At 71.2% G+C, this 20,931-nt stretch carries 23 protein-coding genes; 9 read left to right on the plus strand and 14 right to left on the minus strand.

Translation table 11 applies throughout. From position 1 onward, the window contains the following. Nucleotides 1-127: 127 nt before the first annotated feature. Together ACTIMO_RS02810 and map are read right to left on the minus strand one after the other, a co-directional pair. Nucleotides 128-787: a DNA alkylation repair protein gene (locus ACTIMO_RS02810; RefSeq protein WP_448181420.1), complete on the minus strand. Its 660-nt coding sequence runs from the start codon at nucleotides 785-787 to the stop codon at nucleotides 128-130. 55 nt (nucleotides 788-842) lie between these two features. Further along, nucleotides 843-1,625 carry a type I methionyl aminopeptidase gene (map, locus tag ACTIMO_RS02815; RefSeq protein ID WP_448181421.1) on the minus strand — a complete coding sequence of 261 codons (783 nt, stop codon included), beginning with the start codon at nucleotides 1,623-1,625 and terminating at the stop codon, nucleotides 843-845. A 65-nt stretch (nucleotides 1,626-1,690) separates the two neighbouring features. On the opposite strand from map, the gene ACTIMO_RS02820 reads away from it, so the two are divergent. Further along, nucleotides 1,691-1,990, plus strand: a complete 300-nt coding sequence (locus tag ACTIMO_RS02820; protein WP_422390859.1) for a helix-turn-helix transcriptional regulator — start codon at nucleotides 1,691-1,693, stop codon at nucleotides 1,988-1,990. 3 nt (nucleotides 1,991-1,993) lie between these two features. Here ACTIMO_RS02820 and ACTIMO_RS02825 read toward each other — a convergent pair whose 3' ends face one another. Beyond that, complete coding sequence (locus tag ACTIMO_RS02825; RefSeq protein ID WP_448181422.1) at nucleotides 1,994-3,346, minus strand: MATE family efflux transporter; 1,353 nt, start codon at nucleotides 3,344-3,346, stop codon at nucleotides 1,994-1,996. 90 nt (nucleotides 3,347-3,436) lie between these two features. Between ACTIMO_RS02825 and ACTIMO_RS02830 the strand changes: the two genes are divergently transcribed. Further along, nucleotides 3,437-3,787, plus strand: a complete 351-nt coding sequence (locus ACTIMO_RS02830) for a hypothetical protein (protein ID WP_055766461.1) — start codon at nucleotides 3,437-3,439, stop codon at nucleotides 3,785-3,787. Nucleotides 3,788-3,841: 54 nt separating this feature from the next. On the opposite strand, the gene ACTIMO_RS02835 is transcribed toward ACTIMO_RS02830, so the two are convergent. Further along, nucleotides 3,842-4,198 carry a YciI family protein gene (locus tag ACTIMO_RS02835; protein ID WP_422390862.1) on the minus strand — a complete coding sequence of 119 codons (357 nt, stop codon included), beginning with the start codon at nucleotides 4,196-4,198 and terminating at the stop codon, nucleotides 3,842-3,844. Nucleotides 4,199-4,451: 253 nt separating this feature from the next. Between ACTIMO_RS02835 and ACTIMO_RS02840 the strand changes: the two genes are divergently transcribed. Next, a complete protein-coding gene (locus tag ACTIMO_RS02840; protein WP_055766455.1) occupies nucleotides 4,452-5,555 on the plus strand; it encodes a S1C family serine protease in 1,104 nt (367 codons plus the stop codon). Between the two features lie 95 nt (nucleotides 5,556-5,650). On the opposite strand, the gene ACTIMO_RS02845 is transcribed toward ACTIMO_RS02840, so the two are convergent. Further along, nucleotides 5,651-6,289 carry an isochorismatase family protein gene (locus ACTIMO_RS02845; protein WP_422390864.1) on the minus strand — a complete coding sequence of 213 codons (639 nt, stop codon included), beginning with the start codon at nucleotides 6,287-6,289 and terminating at the stop codon, nucleotides 5,651-5,653. Between the two features lie 130 nt (nucleotides 6,290-6,419). Between ACTIMO_RS02845 and ACTIMO_RS02850 the strand changes: the two genes are divergently transcribed. Continuing rightward, on the plus strand, nucleotides 6,420-7,397 hold the full coding sequence (locus ACTIMO_RS02850) for a GlxA family transcriptional regulator (RefSeq protein WP_448181423.1): 978 nt from the start codon (nucleotides 6,420-6,422) through the stop codon (nucleotides 7,395-7,397). Nucleotides 7,398-7,425: 28 nt separating this feature from the next. On the opposite strand, the gene ACTIMO_RS02855 is transcribed toward ACTIMO_RS02850, so the two are convergent. The 4 genes from ACTIMO_RS02855 to ACTIMO_RS02870 all read right to left on the minus strand — a co-directional run bounded on the left by ACTIMO_RS02855 (nucleotide 7,426) and on the right by ACTIMO_RS02870 (nucleotide 11,008). Beyond that, complete coding sequence (locus ACTIMO_RS02855) at nucleotides 7,426-8,082, minus strand: peroxiredoxin-like family protein (protein WP_422390866.1); 657 nt, start codon at nucleotides 8,080-8,082, stop codon at nucleotides 7,426-7,428. Nucleotides 8,083-8,212: 130 nt separating this feature from the next. After that, nucleotides 8,213-9,025 (minus strand): GAF domain-containing protein, encoded by an 813-nt coding sequence (locus tag ACTIMO_RS02860; RefSeq protein WP_422390867.1) that lies wholly within the window; start codon nucleotides 9,023-9,025, stop codon nucleotides 8,213-8,215. A 17-nt stretch (nucleotides 9,026-9,042) separates the two neighbouring features. After that, nucleotides 9,043-9,780: a GAF and ANTAR domain-containing protein gene (locus ACTIMO_RS02865; protein ID WP_422390868.1), complete on the minus strand. Its 738-nt coding sequence runs from the start codon at nucleotides 9,778-9,780 to the stop codon at nucleotides 9,043-9,045. Nucleotides 9,781-10,204: 424 nt separating this feature from the next. Then, a complete protein-coding gene (locus ACTIMO_RS02870) occupies nucleotides 10,205-11,008 on the minus strand; it encodes a metallophosphoesterase family protein (RefSeq protein ID WP_422390869.1) in 804 nt (267 codons plus the stop codon). 192 nt (nucleotides 11,009-11,200) lie between these two features. Between ACTIMO_RS02870 and ACTIMO_RS02875 the strand changes: the two genes are divergently transcribed. Both ACTIMO_RS02875 and ACTIMO_RS02880 read left to right on the plus strand, forming a co-directional pair. After that, entirely contained in the window at nucleotides 11,201-11,863 is a 663-nt protein-coding gene (locus tag ACTIMO_RS02875; protein WP_422390870.1) for a DUF6766 family protein, read from the plus strand. Between the two features lie 49 nt (nucleotides 11,864-11,912). Beyond that, nucleotides 11,913-12,791 (plus strand): putative protein N(5)-glutamine methyltransferase, encoded by an 879-nt coding sequence (locus ACTIMO_RS02880; protein ID WP_448181424.1) that lies wholly within the window; start codon nucleotides 11,913-11,915, stop codon nucleotides 12,789-12,791. A gap of 202 nt (nucleotides 12,792-12,993) precedes the next feature. Here ACTIMO_RS02880 and ACTIMO_RS02885 read toward each other — a convergent pair whose 3' ends face one another. Then, nucleotides 12,994-13,767, minus strand: a complete 774-nt coding sequence (locus tag ACTIMO_RS02885) for a GAF domain-containing protein (RefSeq protein WP_448181425.1) — start codon at nucleotides 13,765-13,767, stop codon at nucleotides 12,994-12,996. Nucleotides 13,768-14,024: 257 nt separating this feature from the next. On the opposite strand from ACTIMO_RS02885, the gene ACTIMO_RS02890 reads away from it, so the two are divergent. Next, nucleotides 14,025-14,711, plus strand: a complete 687-nt coding sequence (locus ACTIMO_RS02890) for a sigma-70 family RNA polymerase sigma factor (RefSeq protein ID WP_082471180.1) — start codon at nucleotides 14,025-14,027, stop codon at nucleotides 14,709-14,711. Nucleotides 14,712-14,848: 137 nt separating this feature from the next. Here the strand turns inward: ACTIMO_RS02890 and ACTIMO_RS02895 are convergent, their stop codons facing one another. Together ACTIMO_RS02895 and ACTIMO_RS02900 are read right to left on the minus strand one after the other, a co-directional pair. Then, a complete protein-coding gene (locus tag ACTIMO_RS02895) occupies nucleotides 14,849-15,265 on the minus strand; it encodes a hypothetical protein (protein ID WP_448181426.1) in 417 nt (138 codons plus the stop codon). A 348-nt stretch (nucleotides 15,266-15,613) separates the two neighbouring features. Continuing rightward, the gene (locus tag ACTIMO_RS02900; protein WP_448181427.1) at nucleotides 15,614-16,300 is read right to left on the minus strand and encodes a hypothetical protein; all 687 of its coding nucleotides are present in this window, start codon (nucleotides 16,298-16,300) and stop codon (nucleotides 15,614-15,616) included. Nucleotides 16,301-16,664: 364 nt separating this feature from the next. Between ACTIMO_RS02900 and ACTIMO_RS02905 the strand changes: the two genes are divergently transcribed. Together ACTIMO_RS02905 and ACTIMO_RS02910 are read left to right on the plus strand one after the other, a co-directional pair. Next, a complete protein-coding gene (locus tag ACTIMO_RS02905; RefSeq protein WP_055766418.1) occupies nucleotides 16,665-17,123 on the plus strand; it encodes a DUF7793 family protein in 459 nt (152 codons plus the stop codon). A 167-nt stretch (nucleotides 17,124-17,290) separates the two neighbouring features. Further along, nucleotides 17,291-18,502: an alcohol dehydrogenase catalytic domain-containing protein gene (locus ACTIMO_RS02910; protein WP_448181428.1), complete on the plus strand. Its 1,212-nt coding sequence runs from the start codon at nucleotides 17,291-17,293 to the stop codon at nucleotides 18,500-18,502. Nucleotides 18,503-18,568: 66 nt separating this feature from the next. Here the strand turns inward: ACTIMO_RS02910 and ACTIMO_RS02915 are convergent, their stop codons facing one another. Then, a complete protein-coding gene (locus ACTIMO_RS02915) occupies nucleotides 18,569-19,873 on the minus strand; it encodes a hemolysin family protein (protein ID WP_422390877.1) in 1,305 nt (434 codons plus the stop codon). A gap of 147 nt (nucleotides 19,874-20,020) precedes the next feature. Beyond that, nucleotides 20,021-20,902 (minus strand): DUF4031 domain-containing protein, encoded by an 882-nt coding sequence (locus ACTIMO_RS02920; RefSeq protein ID WP_448181429.1) that lies wholly within the window; start codon nucleotides 20,900-20,902, stop codon nucleotides 20,021-20,023. Nucleotides 20,903-20,931: the final 29 nt, after the last annotated feature.

Here is a 20,931-nt window from a genome sequence, read left to right on the forward strand (position 1 = left end):
CCGGTGGTCCGGTCCGGGCCGCCAGGACCTCAGCCCCTGGGGCGACGCCGTCGGCCGCGTGGGTCAGCGGTCCTGCGCGATGTCGTCCGCGGTGGTCCAGGCCGCGCCGGTTGCTCGAGTCCTGACGTCAGGACTCCCTGCGTCCCACCATCTCCCGGATCCACACGGGAGCGAACGGGGACGTGCAGTTCGGCGGCGTCGGGTAGTCCTTGAGGACCTCCAACCGCTCGCCGATGTCCAGTGCACGAGCCCGACGGTCGGCGTCCTCGATGCCGATGAAGGCCAGGGTGTGGTTCATGGCCCACTGCAGTCGCTCCGGCGCCGTCTTCATCTCCGCCTCGACGGTGTCGAGCAACGCGTCCAGGTCCAGCCCCTCGGGGCCCTTCGCCACACGGTCCGACGTGAGCGCCCAGCCCGCCGAGGCCACCACCGGGTCCGCGTCCGCCAGCCAACGGACCCTCAGCTCCTCCGCGTGACGGCCCTTCTTCACCACGTAGTTCACGAGCCAGTCGTGCACCTTGGGCGAGCGCGCCTCCCGTAGCATCGCGTCCAGGTCCTCAGCCCCGAAGTCCCTGGGCCGGCAGATCAGCAGGGCGAGGAGTTGCGCGGCGGTGTCGTCCGCCCCCCACAGGCTGGGCGCCAGGTCCTGCTGGGTCTTCAACCGTCTGGCCAGTGCCCGGAGCGCGCCGAGGTTCACCCCGTGGTCGTCGCCGTGCCTCTCGTTGACCGCACGCATGCGCGGATCCTCGAGTGCGGCGAGTTCGGCGAGTACCTCGTCGACCGTCATCGGTTCCTTCCCTCCACGCTCTCGCCCGCCCGGGTGGCGCACCCCCCGGCCGGGCCTACTGTGCGGCGGAGGTGGGCAACGTCAGGATCTCCGCGCCGGTCTCCGTGATCGCGATCGTATGCTCACTGTGCGCCGTCCGGCTACCCGTTGCACTGCGGAGGGTCCAGCCGTCCGGATCGGTCACGAGCGTCGCGGTGTCCGCCATGATCCATGGTTCCAGGGCGAGCAGCAGGCCCGGCCGCAGCGTGTAGCCGCGTCCCGGGCGCCCCGTGTTCGTGATGTGCGGATCCTGGTGCATCGTGGAGCCGATGCCGTGCCCGCCGAAATCGGTGTTGATCGGATAGCCGGCAGCGCTCAGGACCGACCCGATGGCGTGTGAGAGGTCCCCGATGCGGGCTCCGGGACGCGCCGCGGCGATACCCGCGCGGAGGGCACGCTCGGTCGTCGCGATCATCTCGGCATCCTTCGGGGACGGCGCCTGCCCGACGGTGAAGCTGATGGCCGAGTCCGCTGCGATCCCGCCCTTGAGGACGGCGAGGTCCAGCGTCAGCAGATCGCCGTCCGCCAGCGCGTAGTCGTGCGGCAGGCCGTGCAGCACGGCGTCGTTCACCGCGGTGCAGATGTAGTGGCCGAACGGTCCCCGCCCGAAGGACGGGGCGTAGTCGACGTAGCAGGACTGGGCGCCGGCGGCCACGATCATCTCCTGCGCCCACCGGTCGATCTGCAACAGGTTCGTCCCGACCACGGCGCACTGCCGCAGCGACTGCAGGATGTCGGCGACGAGCCTGCCCGTCACGCGCGCCCGGTCCAGTTCGGCGGGTGTCAGGATCTCGATCATGGGGTGCCTTCCGACTGCTTCCAATAACTATCCCGGTAATACTATCCCGGGCTATCATCGGGGGCATGGTCAGATTGCCACTCACGCCCGCCGACGTCGAACGCGGCCAGCGCCTCGGCGCCCTCCTGCGTGCTGCCCGCGGGGAGCGGTCCGTGCTGGAGACAGCCCTCGACGCGGGCGTCTCGCCGGAGACGCTCCGGAAGATCGAATCGGGCCGCGTCGCGACGCCGGCCTTCCCCACGATCGCAGCCGTCGCCGTCGTCGTCGGGCTGTCCCTCGACGCCGTGTGGGCTGAGATCAGTGCGGCCGGTCCCTGCACGGTGGCGCCCCGAGGCGATCGGGCTCGGGAGCCCCTGGCCTCCTGAGCGCTACGCGGTCCCGCCGCGTGTGGCACCCGTGACCATCCAGCGGTCGTCCCGTACGCGCCAGCCGAGGGTCGCGGCCCGCGCCAGCATGTAGCCGACGCCGAAGGCGAGCCACAACCAGACGATCCCGGTTCCACCGGTGAGGTCGGCCCGGGCCACGAGGACCAGCAGCGGCACGTAGACCACGAGGTTCACGACGCCCGCGAGCGCGAGGTAGCGGGCATCCCCCGCACCGATGAGGACGCCGTCGAGCACGAACACGAAGCCGCAGACGGGCTGCGACGCGGCGAGGACCCAGAGCCCGGCCGCGAAGGCGGCCTGCACGGCGGGATCGGTGGTGAAGATCCAGCCGACGAAAGGCGCGACGGCGGCGAGCAGCGTACCGGTGACGACGCCGAAGCCCACGCCCCAGACGAGCATGCGCCGCGTCAGGGCACGGGCGAGGGGTGCATTCCCGGAGCCGAGTTCCTTGCCGATCAGCGCCTGTGCGGCGATGGCCAGGGCGTCGAGGGCGAAGGCCAGGAACGTGAAGACCGTCATGACCAGCTGGTGGGACGCGAGACCCAACGGACCCTGCGCGGTCGCGACGAAGACCGTGGCCAGGATGGCCGTGCGCAAAGAGAGCGTGCGGAGCATGAGCCAGGAGCCCACGCCCGCGGTTCCACGGATGCCGCGCAGCGTGGGGCGGAGCGTCACCTGCTCCCGCCGCGTGGACCGGACGATCATCACCAGGTACACCGCGGCCATGCCCCACTGGGCGATGCTCGTCCCGAGCGCCGAACCCGCCACCGACATCCCGGCGCCGTACACCAGCAGGTAGTTGAGCACGACGTTGGCGCCGAACCCCGCGCCGGCCACCACGAGCGGGGTCCGCGTGTCCTGCAGCCCGCGCAGCACGCCGGTCGCGGCGAGCACCACGAGCATGGCGGTGAGGCCCGGCATGGACCAGCGGAGGTAGTCGACGGCGAAGACGTGGACGGCACCCTCGGCGCCCAGCAGGGACGCGAGCTGCGGCGCCGTGGCCCAGCCGGCTGCGGACAGCACCACACCGAAGAGCACCGCGAGCCCCACGCCGTCCCGCCCCGCTGCCAGCGCCTCGGGCAGCCGACCGGCGCCGAGGAGGCGGGCGACGGCGGGCGTGGTCGAGTAGGCGAGGAACACCATCAGCCCGACGGCGGTCTGCAGCACGGTGGAGGCGAGCCCGACGCCGGCGAGCTCGTCCACGCCGAGGTGGCCGACGATCGCCGAGTCGGCGAGCAGGAACAGCGGCTCCGCGATGAGGGCCCCGAGGGCGGGCACCGCGAGGCGGAGGATACTGCGGCTGAGCCGGCGGTTGCTGGGCAGGGTCTCGTGCACCCGACCAGCGTAGGCGTGTGGGCGGCACGGCCTAAGCTGGGAAGGAACCGTGACGGGTCCGTCCCGGTCGCGACGACGCCCAGGGGAGTCATGAAGCTCGGCATCAAGCAGTACCTGGCAGGACTCGTCCTGCTGTTCGTCAGTACCCTCTTCGTCCCGCAGGCCGTCTCCGACTTCGCACGGGCCGAGTCCACGGACACCCCGATACCCGCCGAGGCACCTCTTCTCCTGGCGATCGGCCTCCTCATCATCCTCGCCGCCGCCGCGTGCATCGGCTGGGGTTACTGGCTCACCCACCGCGTTGGCGGCGCCCGTAAGGTGAACCCGGAGGACGATCCGGACGAGCCACTCCTGCGCCCCGGCTACGGGCCGGACCCGTCGGAGGAGGCGTCCTGGCGGGAGAATCCGCTACGCCGCCGCGACCCCGACGGACGGGCCTGAGGACCGCGGCTCCCTCACCGGGCAGGTCGCGACGAAGAGACCGGGACGTTCCGGCTACGCGGAGTCGACGGTGACTCCGCCGCTGTGCACAGGCCGGACCTCGACACCTCCGGTGGCCGTGCGGACGGCGGGATTGAGGCGGGCGAGCGCCACCGCGGCGTCGAGGTCGGGGGCGTCGAGGACGTAGAAGCCCGCGACGAACTGATCGGCCTGCAGGAACGGTCCCTCGGTGGTGCCGTCCCGGCGGATGGAGACGGCCGCCGCCCGGGGCGTGAGGGCATAGGCCAGGGTCAGCGACCCCGAATCCTGCAGGTCGCCTGCGTGCCGGTCGTTCTCCGCCAGCTCGGCGTCGGCAGCATCCAGGGCATGGAGGGATTCGTCGGCGTAGATGAGAACGGCGAAGTGCGGCATCGGAGCTCCATCGTCGAGTCGGTGGACCTGAGCGCGGCCCGCTGGATCCTCCGACGATGATGCGCCCTTCTCCTCCGATCGGCCCGGCGCCACGCCCTGTCCTCCGCCGCCTGTCCACGTCTGTCCACATCCGTGACCCTCCGCGTCGCCGCTTGTTGCGCGGCCGGGCCCGATCGTATCGTCGAAGGGAAAGCGTGCCGGCGAGTCCGCCGGTGACACCGACGATCCGCCTGGCCACGAGGAGCGCCCGCCCATGACGTCCACCACCCGCCGTCCCCTCCGAGCGACCACGGTCGCTCTCGCCCTGCTGCTCGCCGTGCCGGGGTGCACCGCCACCGGGGTCTCCGTGCCCACGGCGAGCGCTCCCGCCCAGGCGCAGGAGGGTTCGGCGTCCGCCACCGCCCCTCCCGGGTCGTCCGGCGGCGGGACGGGCTCTGCGCAGGACGCGGACGCGACCATGAGCATTCCCGAGATCGTCGAGGCCGTCGAGCCGTCGGTGGTCACCATCTTCACCGAGGAGGGTCTGGGCAGCGGGGTCATCTACACGGAGGATGGCCTGATCCTCACGAACGAGCACGTCATCCGCGGCAACGAGGACGTCGAGGTGGCCTTCGCCGACGGCCAGCGCGTCTCCGGCACCGTAGAGGCATCCGACGCCGTCTCCGACCTCGCACTGGTCCGCGCGGACCGGACCGACCTCCCGGCAGCCACCTTCCAGTCCGGGCTGCCGCGCATCGGCGAACTCGCCGTCGTCCTGGGTTCCCCGCTCGGGTTCGAGAACACCGCGACGTCCGGCATCATCTCCGGCCTGCACCGGGAGATCCCGGGCTCGGCGGCATCGAGCCAATCGCTCGTGGACCTCATCCAGACCGACGCCGCCATCAGCCCGGGCAACTCCGGCGGCGCGGTGGTCAATGGCCGCGGGGAGATCATCGGCATCAGCGAGGCCTACATCCCGCCCGCGCAGGGAGCCGTCGCGCTCGGGTTCGCCATCCCGGCCCCCACGGCGGTGGAGGTGGCGGAGGAACTGCGGGAGGACGGTACCGCCGAGCACGCGTTCATGGGGCTGGCGCCCGGCGCCATCACGCCGCAGATCGCGGAGCAGCTGAACCTCCAGGACACGGCGGGCGTCGCCGTCCTCTCGGTGTCCGAGGGCGGACCCGCCGACGACGCCGGGATCCGGCCCGGTGACATCATCACGCGCATCGAGGACGAGGATCTCGCGGCCCCGGAAGACCTGCTCGCGGCACTGCGGCAGCGTGACCCGGGGCAGACCGTCTCGGTCGAGCTCCGTCGAGGGTCCCAGACCCGGACCGTCGATGTCGGACTCGAGGACCGGCCCGCCGCCGACCGCTGACCGCCGGGTCTACGGCCGCCCGCTGACGCGAGGTCTGCCACCCGCGACCGACGACGGGACCGAAACTCCTCCGCCGACGTCGTCCCAGGCAGCCGTCAGACCGTGCCGGCCCGCTCGGACCCCGTCGCCGCCGAACTTCCGAGATCACTGCCCTGCAATGTCTCGCCCGCCTCGAGGGCCGCGATCCACTGATCCGTCTCCGCGACGGCGGCCCAGTTCGAGTTCAGCAGGGCCATCAGCGTGGTGTGGACCGTCTTGGCGTCGGCGAAGCCGGCACTGTTGGCGAGGTTGATGGCGCCGGTGGCGTCGGAGAGGACCTCCGTGGAGAACCCGATGGCCTCCGCCTCCACGGCCGAGGCGAGGATGCAGTTGTTGGTCATGTAGCCCACGAGGGTGATGGTGTCGACGTCGTGCTCCCGCAGCCATGCGGTGAGGTCGGTACCGGCGTAGACGGAGCCGTACTGCTTCGTGATGACCTTCCAGGCGTCGGTCCGTCGGCTCTCGATCTCCGGGTGGAGCTCGAACTCCGGGGTGCCGGGCGCGAAGACGGGCGCGCCCTCACCGGACGAGTGCTGGAAGGCAGCGACGGGGATCCCCGCGGCGGTCGCGGCGTCGATGGCGGCCGTGATCCGGCCGAGCGACCGGGTGTGGGGCGGGAACTGGATCTCGAGGAGTCCGCCGAAGTACTGCTGCTGGACGTCGACGAGGACGAGGGCGCGGCGAGGGGTGCTCATGATGTGGCTGCTCCTGGGAGGTAGGGGACCGCTCGATGCGGCATCACGTCCATCCTCCCGGTCCCCGTGCCGACCCACCAGTGGCCCGGAGGTCGGTATACGATGGATTCGGGCCAACGGAAGGTACCCGATGCGTATTGCGGTCTACGCGTTCGATGACGCGACCCTGTTCCACCTCGCCGTCCCGCAGATGGTCTTCGACGAGGTGCGACGCCAGGGCCTCGCGGACTGGACGACGGTACTCTTCGGCGACCGTCCCGGCTCGGTCCGCACGGCGGAAGGCTACCGGCTCGCGGGGGTCGAGGGACCCGAGGCCGGCTCCTCGGCCGACATCCTGGTCATCCCCTCATGGTTCGACGACGGGCGGGCGCTCGGCGACGGCCTCCTCGGCGCGCTCCGTGACGCGCACGCCCGGAAGGCGACCGTCCTCGGCCTGTGCCTCGGCGCGATCGCCGTCGCGGACGCGGGGCTGCTCGCCGGGAGGAAGGCGGTCACGCACTGGCAGGCCTTCGACACGCTCACTTCACGGCACCCCGACATCCCGATCGACCAATCCGTGCTGTACATCGACCACGGAGACGTCCTGACCAGTGCGGGAACTGCCTCCGGGCTCGATGCCTGCCTCCATGTGGTGCGCGCGCGGCTGGGCGCGGATGCGGCGAACCGGGTGGCACGCAGCCTGGTCGTCGCCCCGCACCGGGACGGCGGGCAGGCCCAGTACATCGAGTACCCGGTACCCGAGGGTTCCGGCGACGACCCCGTCGCACACCTGCTCGAATGGGCGCTCGGGCGCCTCGACGAGCCGCTGGGCATCGACCGGCTCGCCGCGCAGGCACACCTGAGCCGCAGGACGTTCGTCCGCGCCTTCCGCGCGACGACCGGGACGACGCCGTCGGCCTGGGTGCGCTCCCGACGTCTCGACGCGGCCCGGCGGCTGCTCGAGACGACCGACCTGCCCATCGACCGCATCGCGTCCGACTGCGGCTTCGGCAACGCTGTCACCCTCCGGCAGAACTTCGCGGCGTCGCTCGGCACCACGCCGACCGCGTACCGGAGGCGGTTCACCACCCGTCCAGCAACCGGTGCGCACAGGCCTCCCGCCGCATGACGGCCCTCGCGCCGGCGGGCCCTGAGGCTCAGGGGTGCGCGACGGCCGCCAGGATCGCCGGGACCTCGGTGCGCCGCGTGTAGTCCGTCTGGACGTCGACGAAGCGGACCGTCCCGCCGGCGTCGACGACGAGGACCGTCGGGAAGGGGATTGCCGCCGTACCGTCCGCATTGCTGTCCGACACCTCGAAACCCAGCTGCGTATGCGCACGCCGTGCAGCCGTGCTCGGTTGGGTGACGATGCCGAGCGCTCCCGCAAGCGTGTTCGAAGGATCGGACAGGACGTCGAAGCCCAGCTCGGCGCCCTCGGCCGTCGCACCGCTCCGCTCCGGGTGCTGCGGGCTGATGGCGACGAGCACGATCCCCTGCCCGGCGAGGTGCGGCAGGAGCTCGCGCTGGTAGGTCCGCAGCGTGATGTTGCAGTAGGGGCACCACGCGCCGCGGTAGAAGACGAGCACCGCGGGGGCACCGCCCAGCACCGCGGACAGCCGGACCGCGTCGCCGTGGGCGGTGAGCAGCGCGGCGTCGGGCAGTGCATCACCCGGCCGCACCACGCCGCTCGGAGTGCCCACCGAACGGAGGTCGGCCTGCTCCTGCGCGAAGGTGCCCGCCAGGTCCGGGCCGATCTGCAGCTCGAAGCCCTCGTTGAAGCGGGCTACCTCGGACTCGATGCTGGTCTGCGCCATGGCGTGCTCCTCGACGTGTCGCTCGATGTGCTGCCGGCCCGGGCGGGCCGTAGCTCAGAGGATAGGTGGGTCACCCGACCGGCTCTCCCCGGTGCGTCACACGCGGACACAGACGTGCTGAGTCCACCGGTCAGAGCAGGCGCCAGGCCTTCCAGCCCGGGTACACCTCCCGCTGCATGTCCTGCGCCAGTTCCTCGAGGTCCTCGAGATCCTCGTCGCTGAACGCGCGTGGCGAGGTGGACATCACGCAGAGCGACCCGACCAGCCATCCGCCCGGCCCGCGCAGCGGACACCCGGAGTAGAAACGGACGTACGGCGCACCGGACACGAAGGTGTGCCCGCGGAAGCGTTCGTCCTGCAGCGTGTCCGTCAGGACGAGGGGACTCACCGCGCGGATGGTCTCGTTGCGGAAAGCCTGCGTCCGCTCGAGATCCTGGTCGGCCTCGCCCACGGCGGACTTGATGAACTGCCGGTGCTCGGCGATCAGGGCGAGCGTCGCCAGTTCGCACCGGAATCGCTCGGCCGCCCGCCGGGTGATCCTGTCGAACCGCTCCTCCGGGGGCGTGTCCAGGAGGTTCAACCGATCGAGGGAGTGCAGGCGCTCGCGCTCGGCGGACGCTTCGTCGAGCAGCGCCGCCCCTGCAGCGCCCAGCGGCCGCAGGGCCTCCTGCTGATCGTGCGGGCTCCCGCCCGGACGACTGAGGACGACCCCGCCCCCAGCCGGCATCCTCTCCCCCGCCGCTTCCTGCACGACCTCGGCGAGGAGATCCGACTCGACCGCGGGCAGGTCGCCGAGCCCCTCGAGGTAGGCAGCCACCCGGGCCTCCGACAGGGTGCCGCCCTGCGCGAAGTAGCCGATCCAGGCCTGGGTGACGGACAACCCGGACCGCCGCATCCCCGCGGCCAGGTGCCGGCGCCGGCCGTGCTCGTTCGAGTGCTCCATGATCGCCGGCCGTGCTGCTACTCGAAGTGCGTGCTGGCCGGACCCTGGCCCAGCGACTGGAGCACGGACGCGGCGACCTCCCGCAGCTTGACGTTGCGGGTACTGGAGGCCGCCTTCAGGATGGCCATGGCGGCGTCCTGGGAGCAGCGGTTCTGCCCCATGATCACCCCGACCGCGAGGTCGATCGTGGTGCGGCTCTCCATCGCAGCCCGCATGTCGGCACTCGACTCCGTGAGCTTCCCGATCCGGACTGCCAGGCGGAGCGAGGCCGAGACCTCCGCGGCGAATCCCTCCGCCGCCTCGACGGCCTCGGCGCTGAACGCGTCCACGAGGGGCGAATAGAAGTTGAGCGCCGCCGTCGCATCGCCTTCGAGGGGGATGGGCACACCCAGCGCGGACTTGATGCCGTGGTCCGCGATCGCCCGGCTGTACTCGGGGAAACGCTCCTCCGCATCGAAGTCGCTGACATAGTGGACGACTCCCAGGCGGGCGGCCCTCAGGCACGGCCCGTCGTTGAACTCGTACTGCACCTCGTCCATCTTCTGGGCGTCGGGACTGTTGCTCGCGACGGTCGTCTTCGTGCGTGCCCTCAGCAGCGTCACGCCGCACAGCACCTCGTCATCCTCGTGCGACAGGCTGTGGCCGGCGACGGTGACCAGCTTCGTCAGGAACTCCTCGACGTCGTCGCTGTCGAGGACGAGGTCCTGGAGGAGGCCCGAGACAGCCGGGCCCTTGTCAAAAGGATGTTCGGACAACAGGTGAACCTTTGCATCCGCCCCTGGCCGACCACGCGAGATGCTGGGCAAGGAGAAGGTGAGGAGCCGCCTGCTGCTAAACGACCTAGGAGATATTACCCAATTCTGCCGCCGGGTGGAGACGTCCGCCGACGGTGATCGTCCGGGCGGCCACGCTCGTTCGATGGGAGAATCTCCGCGGTTCGCGGAGCGGGTCTAGGGGACCACCGGCCGCAGGCCATCCCTTCGGCCTCACCACGCCGTGACCTACCGACCCGCGGGGTCGTCCTGCCACGTCGTCCTGTCAAGCTGAGCGGATCTTGACCCGCGTCACTGCGCACCTTGAGCAGCGGGGCGCACACTGGGGACACGCAACGACGGCCCGGACCTGTCCGCGGACCGACGATGAATACATCGATGTGCTTGCACGGGCATGGGGTGTCGGTCAGGGGTCAAGCAGCCGGCTCCTGACCGACGCTTGGCCGTCGTCCTGCCCGAGCAGGCCCGCCGCCTCGTGGTGTCCGCGGTAGATTGCGGTTCGCAGTTCGATCGCGTAGGCCTCAAGAGCGGGCATCCCCAGCGCGGCAGCGAGGGCGATCTCCGCTTCGATGTCGTACGCGACCCGCACGAACTGGATGCCGAACGGGGCCGAGCGGTCGCCGTCGGGCTCACCCTCGAGGATCACGTAGGACGCGTGCGGCTCGTCGAGCGGGTTGCCGACGCTGCCCACGTTGACGAGCGTCCTGCTCCTACGGGTGGAGATGAAGGCGTCGTGGATGTCTCCGTAGCAGACGACGTCGGGCAGCGGTCCGTCACCCGTGAGCTCCGTCGCCGCGAACATGCCCGCGAACTCCTCGTCCGTGTGCTGCGCGTGCACCCGGTGGTACACACTCCTCGCGGACGCATGGAACAGCCGGATGCGGCGGCCGCTGAGGGTGATGTCGTGCGAGAGCGGGAGGGACTGCAGCCACGCGCGGTCCTCCGGGCTGAGCTCGCCGTGCCACCACCAGCCGGCATCGTCACGCCGCGCGGGCGTCTCGCTCGGCAGGAAGTCGTCCCAGTTGCCGCGCACCGTCACCGCGCAGTGCAGGCGGCTGAGCCGGACGCACTCCGACCCGCGTGGGCCCTTGCCGGCGACGTCGCCCAGGTTGATGATCGTGGAGACGTCCCGGTGTCCGAGGTCCGCCAGGACCGCCTCGAAGGCGGTGGCGTTACCGTGCAGGTCCGAGATCACCGCCACGCGTTGCATCTCCTCAGGCTATCCCGGAGCCGCGGCCCGCCGGACATGAACGCCGCCGCGGCCCGCTGGACATGGACGCCGCCGACGCGCAACCCGCTACGCGTCCTTCGTCACCGTTGCCGGCGCCCGCCGCCGGTTCCTAGCGTAGGAGGGGACATCCGGGCCGGATCGATCCGGATCGATACAGGAGGGTGGAGGCACATGAGGCACTGGATCCGGGACCACGGCCTGCTGCTCGTGAACGGGGCCCTCTTCGTCATCTCCTTCGCGGGCATGGTGCTGAGCGGAGCCTCGAGCTACGCCGCAGACCAGCAGGCCCACGGGGAAACGACCGTGGGTGTCCTCGGCTTCCTCGGGACCGGCGAGTTCGTCGAGGCGACGTTCGAGAACTGGGAGTCCGAGTTCCTCCAGATGGGCATGTACGTGGTGCTGACGGCGTACCTGTTCCAGCGGGGATCCTCGGAATCGAAGCTGCCCGGCCGGCACGAACCGCAGGACGACGATCCCCGCGACGCGTCCGGCACCAGCGACGCTCCGTGGCCGGTGCGCCGCGGGGGCGTGATCCTGCGACTGTACGAACATTCGCTGTCGATCATGTTCTTCGTCCTCTTCGCCGCGTCCTTCCTCCTGCATGCGGTGGGTGGCAGTGCAGCCTACAGCGAGGAGCAGGCGGCTCACGGCCTCCCGGGTGCCACGGTCCTGGAGTACCTGGGCACGTCCCGGTTCTGGTTCGAGTCCTTCCAGAACTGGCAGAGCGAATTCATGGTGATCGCGCTGATGATCGGCGCCTCGGTCTATCTCCGGGAGCGGGGGAGCGTGGAATCGAAGCCGGTGGCCATGGCGCACGGATCCACCGACACCTGATCACCGCTATTCTCGTGGTGCCAGGCCTCCCCCGCCGAAGGGCCGTCCCATGCCGCACCGTCAGCACCCCGTCGACTCCGCCCGGCCCAACGAGGCCGCGATGACCGCACGACTGCGCGCCGCCGGATGCGTCTTCGCCGAGGACGAGGCGCGACTCCTCGCGGCGAGCGGGGCCGGCGACGAACGCCTGCTGGAGATGCTGGAGCAGCGGGTGGTGGGCCTGCCGCTCGAGCACATCCTCGGCTGGGTGGACTTCTGCGGACTCCGACTCCTCGTCGGACCAGGTGTCTTCGTGCCGCGGCAGCGGTCCGCCCTCCTGGTCACGGCCGCGGCCGACGTGACGGCGCCGGGTGCCACGGTGCTGGATCTCTGCTGCGGGTGCGGAGCGCTCGCTGCGGGCCTCGCACACCTGGTCCCGGGTCTCCGCCTCCACGCGACCGACATCTCCGGCGCCGCCGTCGCGCTCGCGCACCGGAACCTCAGCCGACACGGCGCCCGCTGCTACGAGGGCGATCTCTTCGCGCCGCTGCCCGCTGAGCTCCGCGGCACCGTCGACACCCTGCTCTGCAACACCCCGTACGTGCCGAGCGCCCAGGTGGGGAACCTGCCGCCGGAAGCCAGGCTCCACGAGCCGCGGGCCACCCTCGACGGCGGCGCCGACGGCCTGGAGGTCCAGCGGCGCGTGGTGCAGGAGGCCCGGGAGTGGCTGGCGCCCGGGGGCCATCTGCTCGTGGAGATCGGCGAGGACCAGGAAGCGGCCTGTCTCGACCTCCTCGCGGCCGGGGGTTTGCGCGCGTGGACGCGGAGGGACGACGACGTCGGAGCCCTCGTCGCCATCGGCCAGGCACCCCGCGTGCGCCGTGAGCACGGCAGGTCGGGGTCCGCTCCCAGTGCTGCGCACAGCAAGATGGTGCCCGAGCAGCCGTAGCCGGGCGCGGGCACCATCAGGGGGTTTGCTGTGTCAGCCGCTCCTTGACCAACCAGTAAGCCCACTTACTAGTTCACCATGCCGTGTCCAGCCCGGAGTACCGCGAGCGCATCCGGAGGCGCGCCGAGGGGACGGAGACGGGGCGGAGCCAGGGCAGGGACGGGTAGCACGCGGGGCGGCCGAGGCTCCGGCACGCCCGGTGTCACGCGTTCAGCTGGGCCTGCACCTCGAGGGCCATGGCGTGGAAGTCCGCCTCGTCTTCGGCATCGAAGATGCGTGGCTCCTGGTCGATCACGCAGAGGGTCCCGACCGCCCATCCGTCGGGACTCCTGAGCGGGTGCCCCGCGTAGAACCTGATGAAGGGATCGCCGAGCACGAGGGGGTTCCACCGGAAGCGGGGATCGTCGAAGGCGTCCTCCACGATCACGGGGACGGACTCGCGGATGGTGGTGTCGCAGAAGGACCGTGTCCGGGGCATGTTCTGCTCGACGGGCCCGATCGCGGACTTCAGGAACTGCCGGTGCTCGTCGAGGAGCGTCACGATCACCGAACTGCTCCTGAAGCGCTCCTGCGCCCTCCGGGTGATGGCGTCGAAGCGTTCCTCCGGCTCCGTGTCCAGCAGGCTCGTCCGGCGGACCGCCTCCAGCCGCTCCTGCTCCTGCTCCTCGTCGGTGAGCAGGAAGGCCGCATCCGCACCGAGGTCGCCGATGCCGCCCGGTCCCTCCGGTGCGTCCTCGGCCATGGGAGGTATCGCCACTTCCATCCCTGCCCCGCGCAGCAGGATGTTCACGGCTGCGGCGAGGACGTCACTCTCGGGGGCCCGGAGATCGAGGCGCTGGTGGAGGTACTCCCTGACGTCCGGCAGGGACAGGGTCCCTCCGAGCAGCAGACCCGTCCGCCACACATCCTCCGGAGCCAGGCCCGCACTGCCGACGGCGGCGATCATGAGCGCCCGCTGGGGCCGTCCGTCGGTCATCCGCCCTGCCGTCCTGTCGTCGTCGTTCCCGTGGTTCCCGCACGATCGGGAGACCCCTCGGGCTCCATCCATTAGACCCCAGGGCCGCAATCCCCTGCGCATCCGTCTGCCGTCCGGACCGGCGATGCCGCGGGAGGCTGGACCGGAGGGGTGGTACGGGTTAGATTCAGGACACAGGGCCGCGCCCTGTGTCCTCAGGAGGGCCGGACTGCCGCTGGTGGCACGCCGGCCCGACGACTCCCGCACCCGCGGTGGGGATGGTTCTGCCCCGGTCTCAGCCAGAAAGCTCCACCATCGCCTCCTTCCCCCAGGCGGTCGCCTCCCCTCCCCCCGCGACCGCCGCTCCCCGGGTCCATCCCGCCCCATCCGACGACGACGGGCAGGACCCACCCGGGCCCGACCTCGTGGAGTTGCTGACGTCCGCCGGATCGAAGGACGAGGCGGCTTTCCGCGACCTGTACACCGCGTGCTCGCGCCGGGTCTTCGGGCAAGCCCGCCGGATCCTCCTCGACCCGGACATCAGCGCGGAGGTCACGCAGGAGGTCTTCCTGCTCGTCTGGGAGCAGGGCGATCGCTACCGGCCCGAGCTCGGCCACCCGCTGACGTGGCTGAAGACCCTGACGCACCGCCGCGCGATCGACCGCCTGCGCTCGGAGGTCTCCCGGGGCGCGCGGGACGAGAAGTGGGGACGCCGGAACCAGTCGAGCGCCTTCGACGAAGTGTCGGAGGCCGTCGTCGGGCGGGACGAGGCGTCGCGCGTGCACGCCGGGATGGCCGTCCTGTCCGCAGTGCAGCGCGAGGCCATCACCCTGGCCTACTTCTCGCACCTCACCTACGCTGAGGTCGCTGTACGCCTCGGCATCCCCGTCCCGACGGCGAAGACACGCATCCGGGACGGCCTCCGGAAGATGCGTTCGGTTCTGGAGACTCGTCCGAACGAGTGAGCCGTGCCTCCCCCACGGGGACGAGTCACGCCTCGCGGCCCACTTCTCCATCAGGGCGCGGCCGCGACTCGTCGGCGAGGCAGGACAGACGGTCCTAGTCTCCGAGCGAGGTCAGTCCCTGCAGGACAGGTACCCGGTCACCGTTCCCGGCGCACGGCTCGACGGACGGGTTGCAGCGGCGATGGCCGTGGCGCTCGACGCGCTGCAGCCCCGGTGGGCGCGGCCTCCGCCATCCCGTCCGCGGCCGGATGCGGTCCGGCGGCCGGGCAGGCCCGGAACAGCGTGCGCGGTCCGGCTGGTCCGCTCGCTCCCGTTCGGCTGTACGGGGCGCGGCAGCAGGACAGCAGGCCCACACGCGCCTGGTCGTCGAGCAATTCGTTGACGGCCTGGGTCACGCAGTCGCCGTCGTCGGCGGGCAGGGTGATCACGCCGTGGAGATAGCCGTCCACCTCGAGATGGTCGATGCATCCGCCCATGTTGAGGAAATGCTCCCAGACCGTCGCGAGGGAGAGGCCCGCGTGCTGCATCGCGAGACGCGTGTGGTGTCCTTGCATGCGGCGGTGTCCTCCGGCGATCCTCTGCGGAAGCCGGATGGGGCCGCCGCCATCGGGCAGCCGAGCGCGCACCTCCCGCAGCCGGCTTCGTGACCACGAGCGGCCACCCGGGTACCGGGCCGTCGCACTGCCATCATTCTGGCACCCGCGAGCGCCGGACGGAGCGCTCGATTCAGCACTGGCGCTCGGGCCCGGATGCTGCATGCAGCGCTGCGACGACCACTGGACTGTCATCCATCGGCCCGAGGCGCGGGAATCGGGTCCGCCGTCGTGCTTCCGAGGGCACCGTGAACCGCCCGGTGGGACTCCCCGATGGAGCCGAGTCCCCGCCACGAGCGACGAACGTGCTCAGGTGGCGGGCCGGAGCGCCGACTGCACGACGACGACGTCGGGCCCGTACTCGGCGTCCATCCGCGTCTGGAAGGAGCCGTCGTCGTACACCACCGTGAGGCTGACGAAGCCGCGGTCCACGCCGGCGGTCACGGCGTAGCCCTCGTGGCCGGCGTAGACCTCGGTGAGGATGCGGTCGAGCTCCTGCTGGTCGGTGGTGCCCTGGCGTCCGGCGAGGGGATCCTCGAACGGCAGGGCATCGTAGAGCGAGAGCGGGACGGGGATCCCCGTGCGGGTGAAGGCACTCCCGTCCCACGTCCCCGTGACCGCGTAGGCGCCCCAGGTCACGCCCGACGCCCTCTCGGCCTGCTGCGCGAGCCCCCAGTCCCAGCCCGCCACTTCGGGACCCGAGCACTGCGGCGGGTAGGACTCGGCGACACCACCGAGGCAGAGCTGCGGCGGCGCGTCCCCGATCTGGAGGACGGTGCCCTGGCCGGCCACGGGCCCTTCGGCGGGCGGAGGTGCGAAGTCTCCGGGTGCGGGGACCGGGGGCGTCGCGGGGTCGGCGGTATCCGGTGGACCGGCGGTGGCGCCCGGCGACGTGGCCGGACCACCGACGACTGCACCGGCGCTGCCATCCGTCCCACACCCGCTGAGCAGCACCGCTGCGAGGACCAGGATTCCGACGTGCACCGACCGTGTCATGCACCCATGATCGACGGCCCGCACCCTCCCGGCCATGGCCCGCCCCGCATCAGCGCCGATCCGTGACCACGCGTCCGGCGGCACCGCGCGCACCGCGGTCCCTCCGCCCCTCCGCCCGGCGCCGTCTGGGGGGCGGCGAACCCACCGTGGTCCACCCGGAGGACCGCCCCGAGAACCCGCACGGCGCCCACGACCGCGCGCCCGGCACCGGGTCCTACGGCCGACGTCCCCCGGCCGCACGGCGCTGTGCGCTGGTGGGCCGAACGGCCTATCCTGTGGAGACGTGCCTCGGTTCGGCTGGTCTCACGGCGTTCGCGCCGGGTCCGCGCCACGGCGTCCCGCCCATCACTGCTGCCGGAGATGCATGAGACCCGCCTACACCTTCGAGACCACGTACGAGATCAGCCGGTTGGAGCGGTGCGCGGTGACCGTCCGCGCCCGGGAACCGGTCTCCGTGACGGAGGTCGATGCGCTCATGATGCTGCGCCGGGGATTCGAGCTCACCGACCACCGACCGTACGTGGTGTTCGTCGACCTGAACGACGTCGTCGAGATCCTCCCCGGGGCCCGCCGCGTCCTCGCTTCCGCACGGCACGTCCTGGCCGCGTCGATGCTCGGCAGCACGCCCGTGGACCGCATGACGGCCGCCGGGTACGCGCACGCCGCCTACCCTGCCGAGTACTTCGAGGACAGGGCGGCCGCGTTCCAGTGGCTGGCCGTGATGCACGACCTGCTGTGCGCCGACCCTGTTCCCCACACCATGAGCCTCACCGTCGATCTCGATCCCTTCGACCGGCCCCGTTACCAGCCGACGCGCGGCTGACCCCCACGCGGGCCCGTGGCGGGATCGGTGATCGAGCCCCCGCGACTCCGGAGGCTGTCAAGGTGACCCGACTGCGGGGACAGCGCTTGTGGAACCTCGCAGCCCGTCCCTAGCGTGAGGGCCATCGACGGCCACGCCCCCGCAGTTCGGCAGAAGGAGTACGGACCATGAAAGCTCTCGTCTGGCACGGTGAAGGTGACATCCGCCTCGACACCGTCGACGATCCCGCCATCCTCGACCCGAACGACGCGATCGTGCGCATCACGCGCAGCGCGATCTGCGGGACCGATCTCCACTTCATCCGGGGCACCATGTCCGGCATGAAGGAAGGCACCATCCTCGGCCACGAGGCGGTCGGCGAGGTCACGGCGGTCGGTGCCGCCGTGCGCCGCTTCGCCCCCGGTGACCGCGTCGTCGTGTCCTCGACCATGTCCTGTGGCGTGTGCTGGCAGTGCCGCGCCGGGCACACCGCGCAGTGCGACACCGCCAATCCCAACGGTCCCCAGGCCGGGACCTGCTTCTTCGGTGGCCCGCAGACCACCGGTCCTGTGAACGGACTGCAGGCCGAGTACGCCCGCATCCCCTACGCCTCCAACACGCTGACCGCGCTCCCCGACACCGTCAGCGACGAGCAGGCGATCCTGCTGTCGGACATCTTCCCCACCGCCTGGTTCGGAGCGGAACTTGCCGGGGTCCGGCGCGGTGACACCGTCGCCGTGTACGGAGCGGGCGTCGTCGGGCAGTTCGCGATCGCCTCCGCCTTCCGCCAGGGAGCCTCGCGCGTCTTCGCGATCGACGGCGTCGAGACCCGCCTCGTCCAGGCCCTCGACCAGAACGCCGACGTCGTCGACTTCAACCGCGAGGACCCGGTGCAGGCCCTGATGGACGCGACCCTCGGTATCGGGGTGGACGCCGTGATCGACGCCGTCGGCGTCGACGCGCAGCGCCCTTCCTCCGGACCGGCGGCCGCCGACGGCGAACAGCAGGCCGGCGAGTTCGCGCGTGAGGTCGCGCAGGTGGCCCCCTCGACCAACGTGCAGGGCGAGAACTGGGTCCCGGGGAACGCGCCCTCCCAGGTATCCCGGTGGAGCGTCGAGACGGTGCGGAAGTACGGCCGGATTGGCATCATCGGCGTGTACAGCCCGCAGATGATGTTCTACCCGATCGGACAGGCCATGAACAAGAACCTGACCGTCCGGATGGGCAACTGCGACCATCGCTCGGTCACGCCACCCCTTCTGGACCTCGTGGCCTCCGGCGTGTTCGACCCCACCCGGTTCATCACCCAGCACGAGCCGATCTCGGACGTCGTCGACGCCTACCTGACCTTCGACCGCCGCGAGGAAGGCTGGCTGAAGACCGTCCTCACGACGTCATGACCCTTCGCCTCGCCGACAGGCCCGCACAAGTCCGCGGCCGGTCCCGAGCTGTCCGCGGGGACGTGATCAGGCCGCAGGGTCCTCATCGGAGGGTTCGTCCGCGGGGATGACGAGGATCTCGGCGATGCGTCGACGATCCATCCCCGTGACCTGGAGGGTCGCGCCCTCCACCTCGACGACGTCACCCTGGCGGGCGAGCCGGCCCAGGCGTTCGAGGACGAACCCGGCGACGGTGTCCCAGGTGCCGCGGGGAAGCTCGATGCCGGTGGCCTCCTCGAAGTCCTGCAGGTTGAGCCGGCCATCGACCACCCCTCCGCCTTCCGCCATCTTCGCCGGCGCGGCATCGGTGTCGTACTCGTCGAAGATCTCGCCGACGACCTCCTCCACGAGGTCCTCGAGGGTGACGATGCCGTCCGTGCCGCCGTACTCGTCGATGACCACGGCGATGTGCGTGTTGCGGGCGCGCAGCATGGTCAGCGTCGGCAGGACGCGGGCCGTCGCCGGCAGGTAGGGGATGGAGCGGATGACCTCCGTGACCGGTGTGCCCGGATCCAGCGCCGCGGCCTCGTAGAGATCGCGCACATGAACGAACCCCGTGATGTCGTCGATCGACTGGTCCACGACGGGGTACCGGGAGAACGGCAGGCCCGCGATCTGCGCCACCGCATCGCCGACGGATTCGGCGCCGGTGATGGCGACGACCTCGGGGCGAGGTCGCATGACCTCGCTGATCTGCCGGTCGCGGAGGGACAGGACGTCGTCGAGGATACGGCGTTCGTCCTCGGGCAGTCCCTCATGGCTCGTGACGATGTCGCGGAGTTCCTCTTCCGTCATGCTCTCGCTCGTGCGGGTCGGGTCCCCGCCGAGGAGGCGCACCACCGCATTGGTGGACACGGACAGCAGCCAGATCACGGGCCGCATCACCCGGGCGAAGTTGTTGAGAACGGGCGCCACGGCGTAGGCGAACTGCGCGTTGCGCTGGATCGCGAGCCGTTTGGGCGCCAGCTCACCGAGGACGAGCGACAGGTAGGCGACCACCAGCGTGAGCAGGATCGTCGCGAGCGTCAGCGCGGCCTGCTCCCCCAGCCCGAAGGTGACCAGCAGCGGAGCTACGGACGGGGCGATCGACGATGCTCCGTAGGCTGCGGAGGCGAAGCCGGCCACGGTCACACCGATCTGCACTGCGGACAGGAACGTGTTCGGGTTGCGCGCGAGCGCGGCGACCTTCTCGCCCCGCCTGCCGCGCTGGGCGATGGCGTTCACCTGGCTGTCGCGCAGGGTCACCAGGGCCATCTCCGTGGCGGCGAACACCCCGCCGATCAGGACGAAGACGATGACCAGCGCGATGTTGAGGATCAGCTCCCCGTTCATCGCTGCCTCAGGTCGGCGGGTTGACCCGGCACCTGCCGGGTGCCGGGTCTGTCGGAGTCGGACGAGGTCTCGGGTGATCGGGGCATGCCTCCACTCTAGGAGAACGCGCGGTCGACCGCTGCTCCACGCTCCGCCGCCCGCTCGCGGTCAGCCGGGCGGCCGGAGTTCGCGTCGCAGGTTGTCGAGAGCGCGCTCACCCCAGCGTTCCCGGCCCGCCGTCGTGCGGAACAGCGGATCGAGGGCGATCAGCCGCGTCAGCACCGCCCGACGCCCCTCCATGAAGGCCGCATCGGGGACATGGGCGTACTCCTCGCGGACCGCCGCGGTGTACCGCGCGTACTCCGCCTCGGAGCCGCCCAGGACCGCCAGGTCCGCATCGCACAGCAGGTGTCCGGCGCGGTCGTCCTCCGCCGGATCGTGGCCCGCCGTCAGGAGCACGAGCCGCTCCACCTCGCGCACCTCGGCCGGCGGGAGCCGCCCGGTCAGGCGTTCGACGGCGAGGTCCGCCGATGCCCGCTCGTCGCCGCCCGCCACTGCCTCGTACACGGCGTCGTGGAACCAGGCCGCGAGGACCACCGGTCGGCGCAGGGCGTCATCGGTGCCCTCCAGCAGGAGGTCGAGAGCCTCCAGGACGGCGAGGAGGTGCGTCCGGGTGTGATAGCGCCGGTGCTGCTCCCCCCAGCGGTCGAGGAGTTCCGCGCCCAGGTCAGGATCGGACGGGAGCACCGAGGACCAGCGGGAACCGAGAGCCGCGCGGAGCTTCGGGCCCCGCCGTCGGGCAGGGATCCGCAGACCGCTCGCGATCAGGGCGCGCACCAACTCGGCGCCACCGACCTCCTCCGCTCCGCGCTCGACCAGCTCGCCGTACCGCCGCACCGGCACGTCGTAGTGGTCCTCGTCGAAGGCGCGGCGCGGTATGCCTGCGGCCTCGGCGAAGGCGTGCAGCTCCCGCAGGGACGACGTCGACACCAGGTGGGAGAAGACCGTACCGTGCGCCGGCCAGGACGGAGGATCGATGAGGACGGCCATGGGCAGCAGTCTAGGTGCGGCCCATGACC

The sequence above is a fragment of the Arthrobacter sp. CP30 genome (genome assembly GCF_053470025.1).

Excerpts from the sequence above, each read along its gene's own strand:
- ACTIMO_RS02910 (WP_448181428.1), top strand. The coding sequence starts at position 17,291 with ATGAAAGCTCTCGTCTGGCACGGTGAAGGTGACATCCGCCTCGACACC.
- ACTIMO_RS02870 (WP_422390869.1), bottom strand. The coding sequence starts at position 11,008 with ATGCAACGCGTGGCGGTGATCTCGGACCTGCACGGTAACGCCACCGCC.
- ACTIMO_RS02810 (WP_448181420.1), bottom strand. The coding sequence starts at position 787 with ATGACGGTCGACGAGGTACTCGCCGAACTCGCCGCACTCGAGGATCCG.
- ACTIMO_RS02820 (WP_422390859.1), top strand. The coding sequence starts at position 1,691 with ATGGTCAGATTGCCACTCACGCCCGCCGACGTCGAACGCGGCCAGCGC.
- ACTIMO_RS02920 (WP_448181429.1), bottom strand. The coding sequence starts at position 20,902 with ATGGCCGTCCTCATCGATCCTCCGTCCTGGCCGGCGCACGGTACGGTC.
- ACTIMO_RS02915 (WP_422390877.1), bottom strand. The coding sequence starts at position 19,873 with ATGAACGGGGAGCTGATCCTCAACATCGCGCTGGTCATCGTCTTCGTC.
- ACTIMO_RS02905 (WP_055766418.1), top strand. The coding sequence starts at position 16,665 with ATGAGACCCGCCTACACCTTCGAGACCACGTACGAGATCAGCCGGTTG.
- ACTIMO_RS02880 (WP_448181424.1), top strand. The coding sequence starts at position 11,913 with ATGCCGCACCGTCAGCACCCCGTCGACTCCGCCCGGCCCAACGAGGCC.
- ACTIMO_RS02895 (WP_448181426.1), bottom strand. The coding sequence starts at position 15,265 with ATGCAAGGACACCACACGCGTCTCGCGATGCAGCACGCGGGCCTCTCC.
- ACTIMO_RS02900 (WP_448181427.1), bottom strand. The coding sequence starts at position 16,300 with ATGACACGGTCGGTGCACGTCGGAATCCTGGTCCTCGCAGCGGTGCTG.
- ACTIMO_RS02890 (WP_082471180.1), top strand. The coding sequence starts at position 14,025 with ATGGTTCTGCCCCGGTCTCAGCCAGAAAGCTCCACCATCGCCTCCTTC.
- ACTIMO_RS02860 (WP_422390867.1), bottom strand. The coding sequence starts at position 9,025 with ATGGAGCACTCGAACGAGCACGGCCGGCGCCGGCACCTGGCCGCGGGG.
- ACTIMO_RS02840 (WP_055766455.1), top strand. The coding sequence starts at position 4,452 with ATGACGTCCACCACCCGCCGTCCCCTCCGAGCGACCACGGTCGCTCTC.
- map (WP_448181421.1), bottom strand. The coding sequence starts at position 1,625 with ATGATCGAGATCCTGACACCCGCCGAACTGGACCGGGCGCGCGTGACG.
- ACTIMO_RS02830 (WP_055766461.1), top strand. The coding sequence starts at position 3,437 with ATGAAGCTCGGCATCAAGCAGTACCTGGCAGGACTCGTCCTGCTGTTC.
- ACTIMO_RS02885 (WP_448181425.1), bottom strand. The coding sequence starts at position 13,767 with ATGACCGACGGACGGCCCCAGCGGGCGCTCATGATCGCCGCCGTCGGC.
- ACTIMO_RS02835 (WP_422390862.1), bottom strand. The coding sequence starts at position 4,198 with ATGCCGCACTTCGCCGTTCTCATCTACGCCGACGAATCCCTCCATGCC.
- ACTIMO_RS02845 (WP_422390864.1), bottom strand. The coding sequence starts at position 6,289 with ATGAGCACCCCTCGCCGCGCCCTCGTCCTCGTCGACGTCCAGCAGCAG.
- ACTIMO_RS02850 (WP_448181423.1), top strand. The coding sequence starts at position 6,420 with ATGCGTATTGCGGTCTACGCGTTCGATGACGCGACCCTGTTCCACCTC.
- ACTIMO_RS02875 (WP_422390870.1), top strand. The coding sequence starts at position 11,201 with ATGAGGCACTGGATCCGGGACCACGGCCTGCTGCTCGTGAACGGGGCC.
- ACTIMO_RS02855 (WP_422390866.1), bottom strand. The coding sequence starts at position 8,082 with ATGGCGCAGACCAGCATCGAGTCCGAGGTAGCCCGCTTCAACGAGGGC.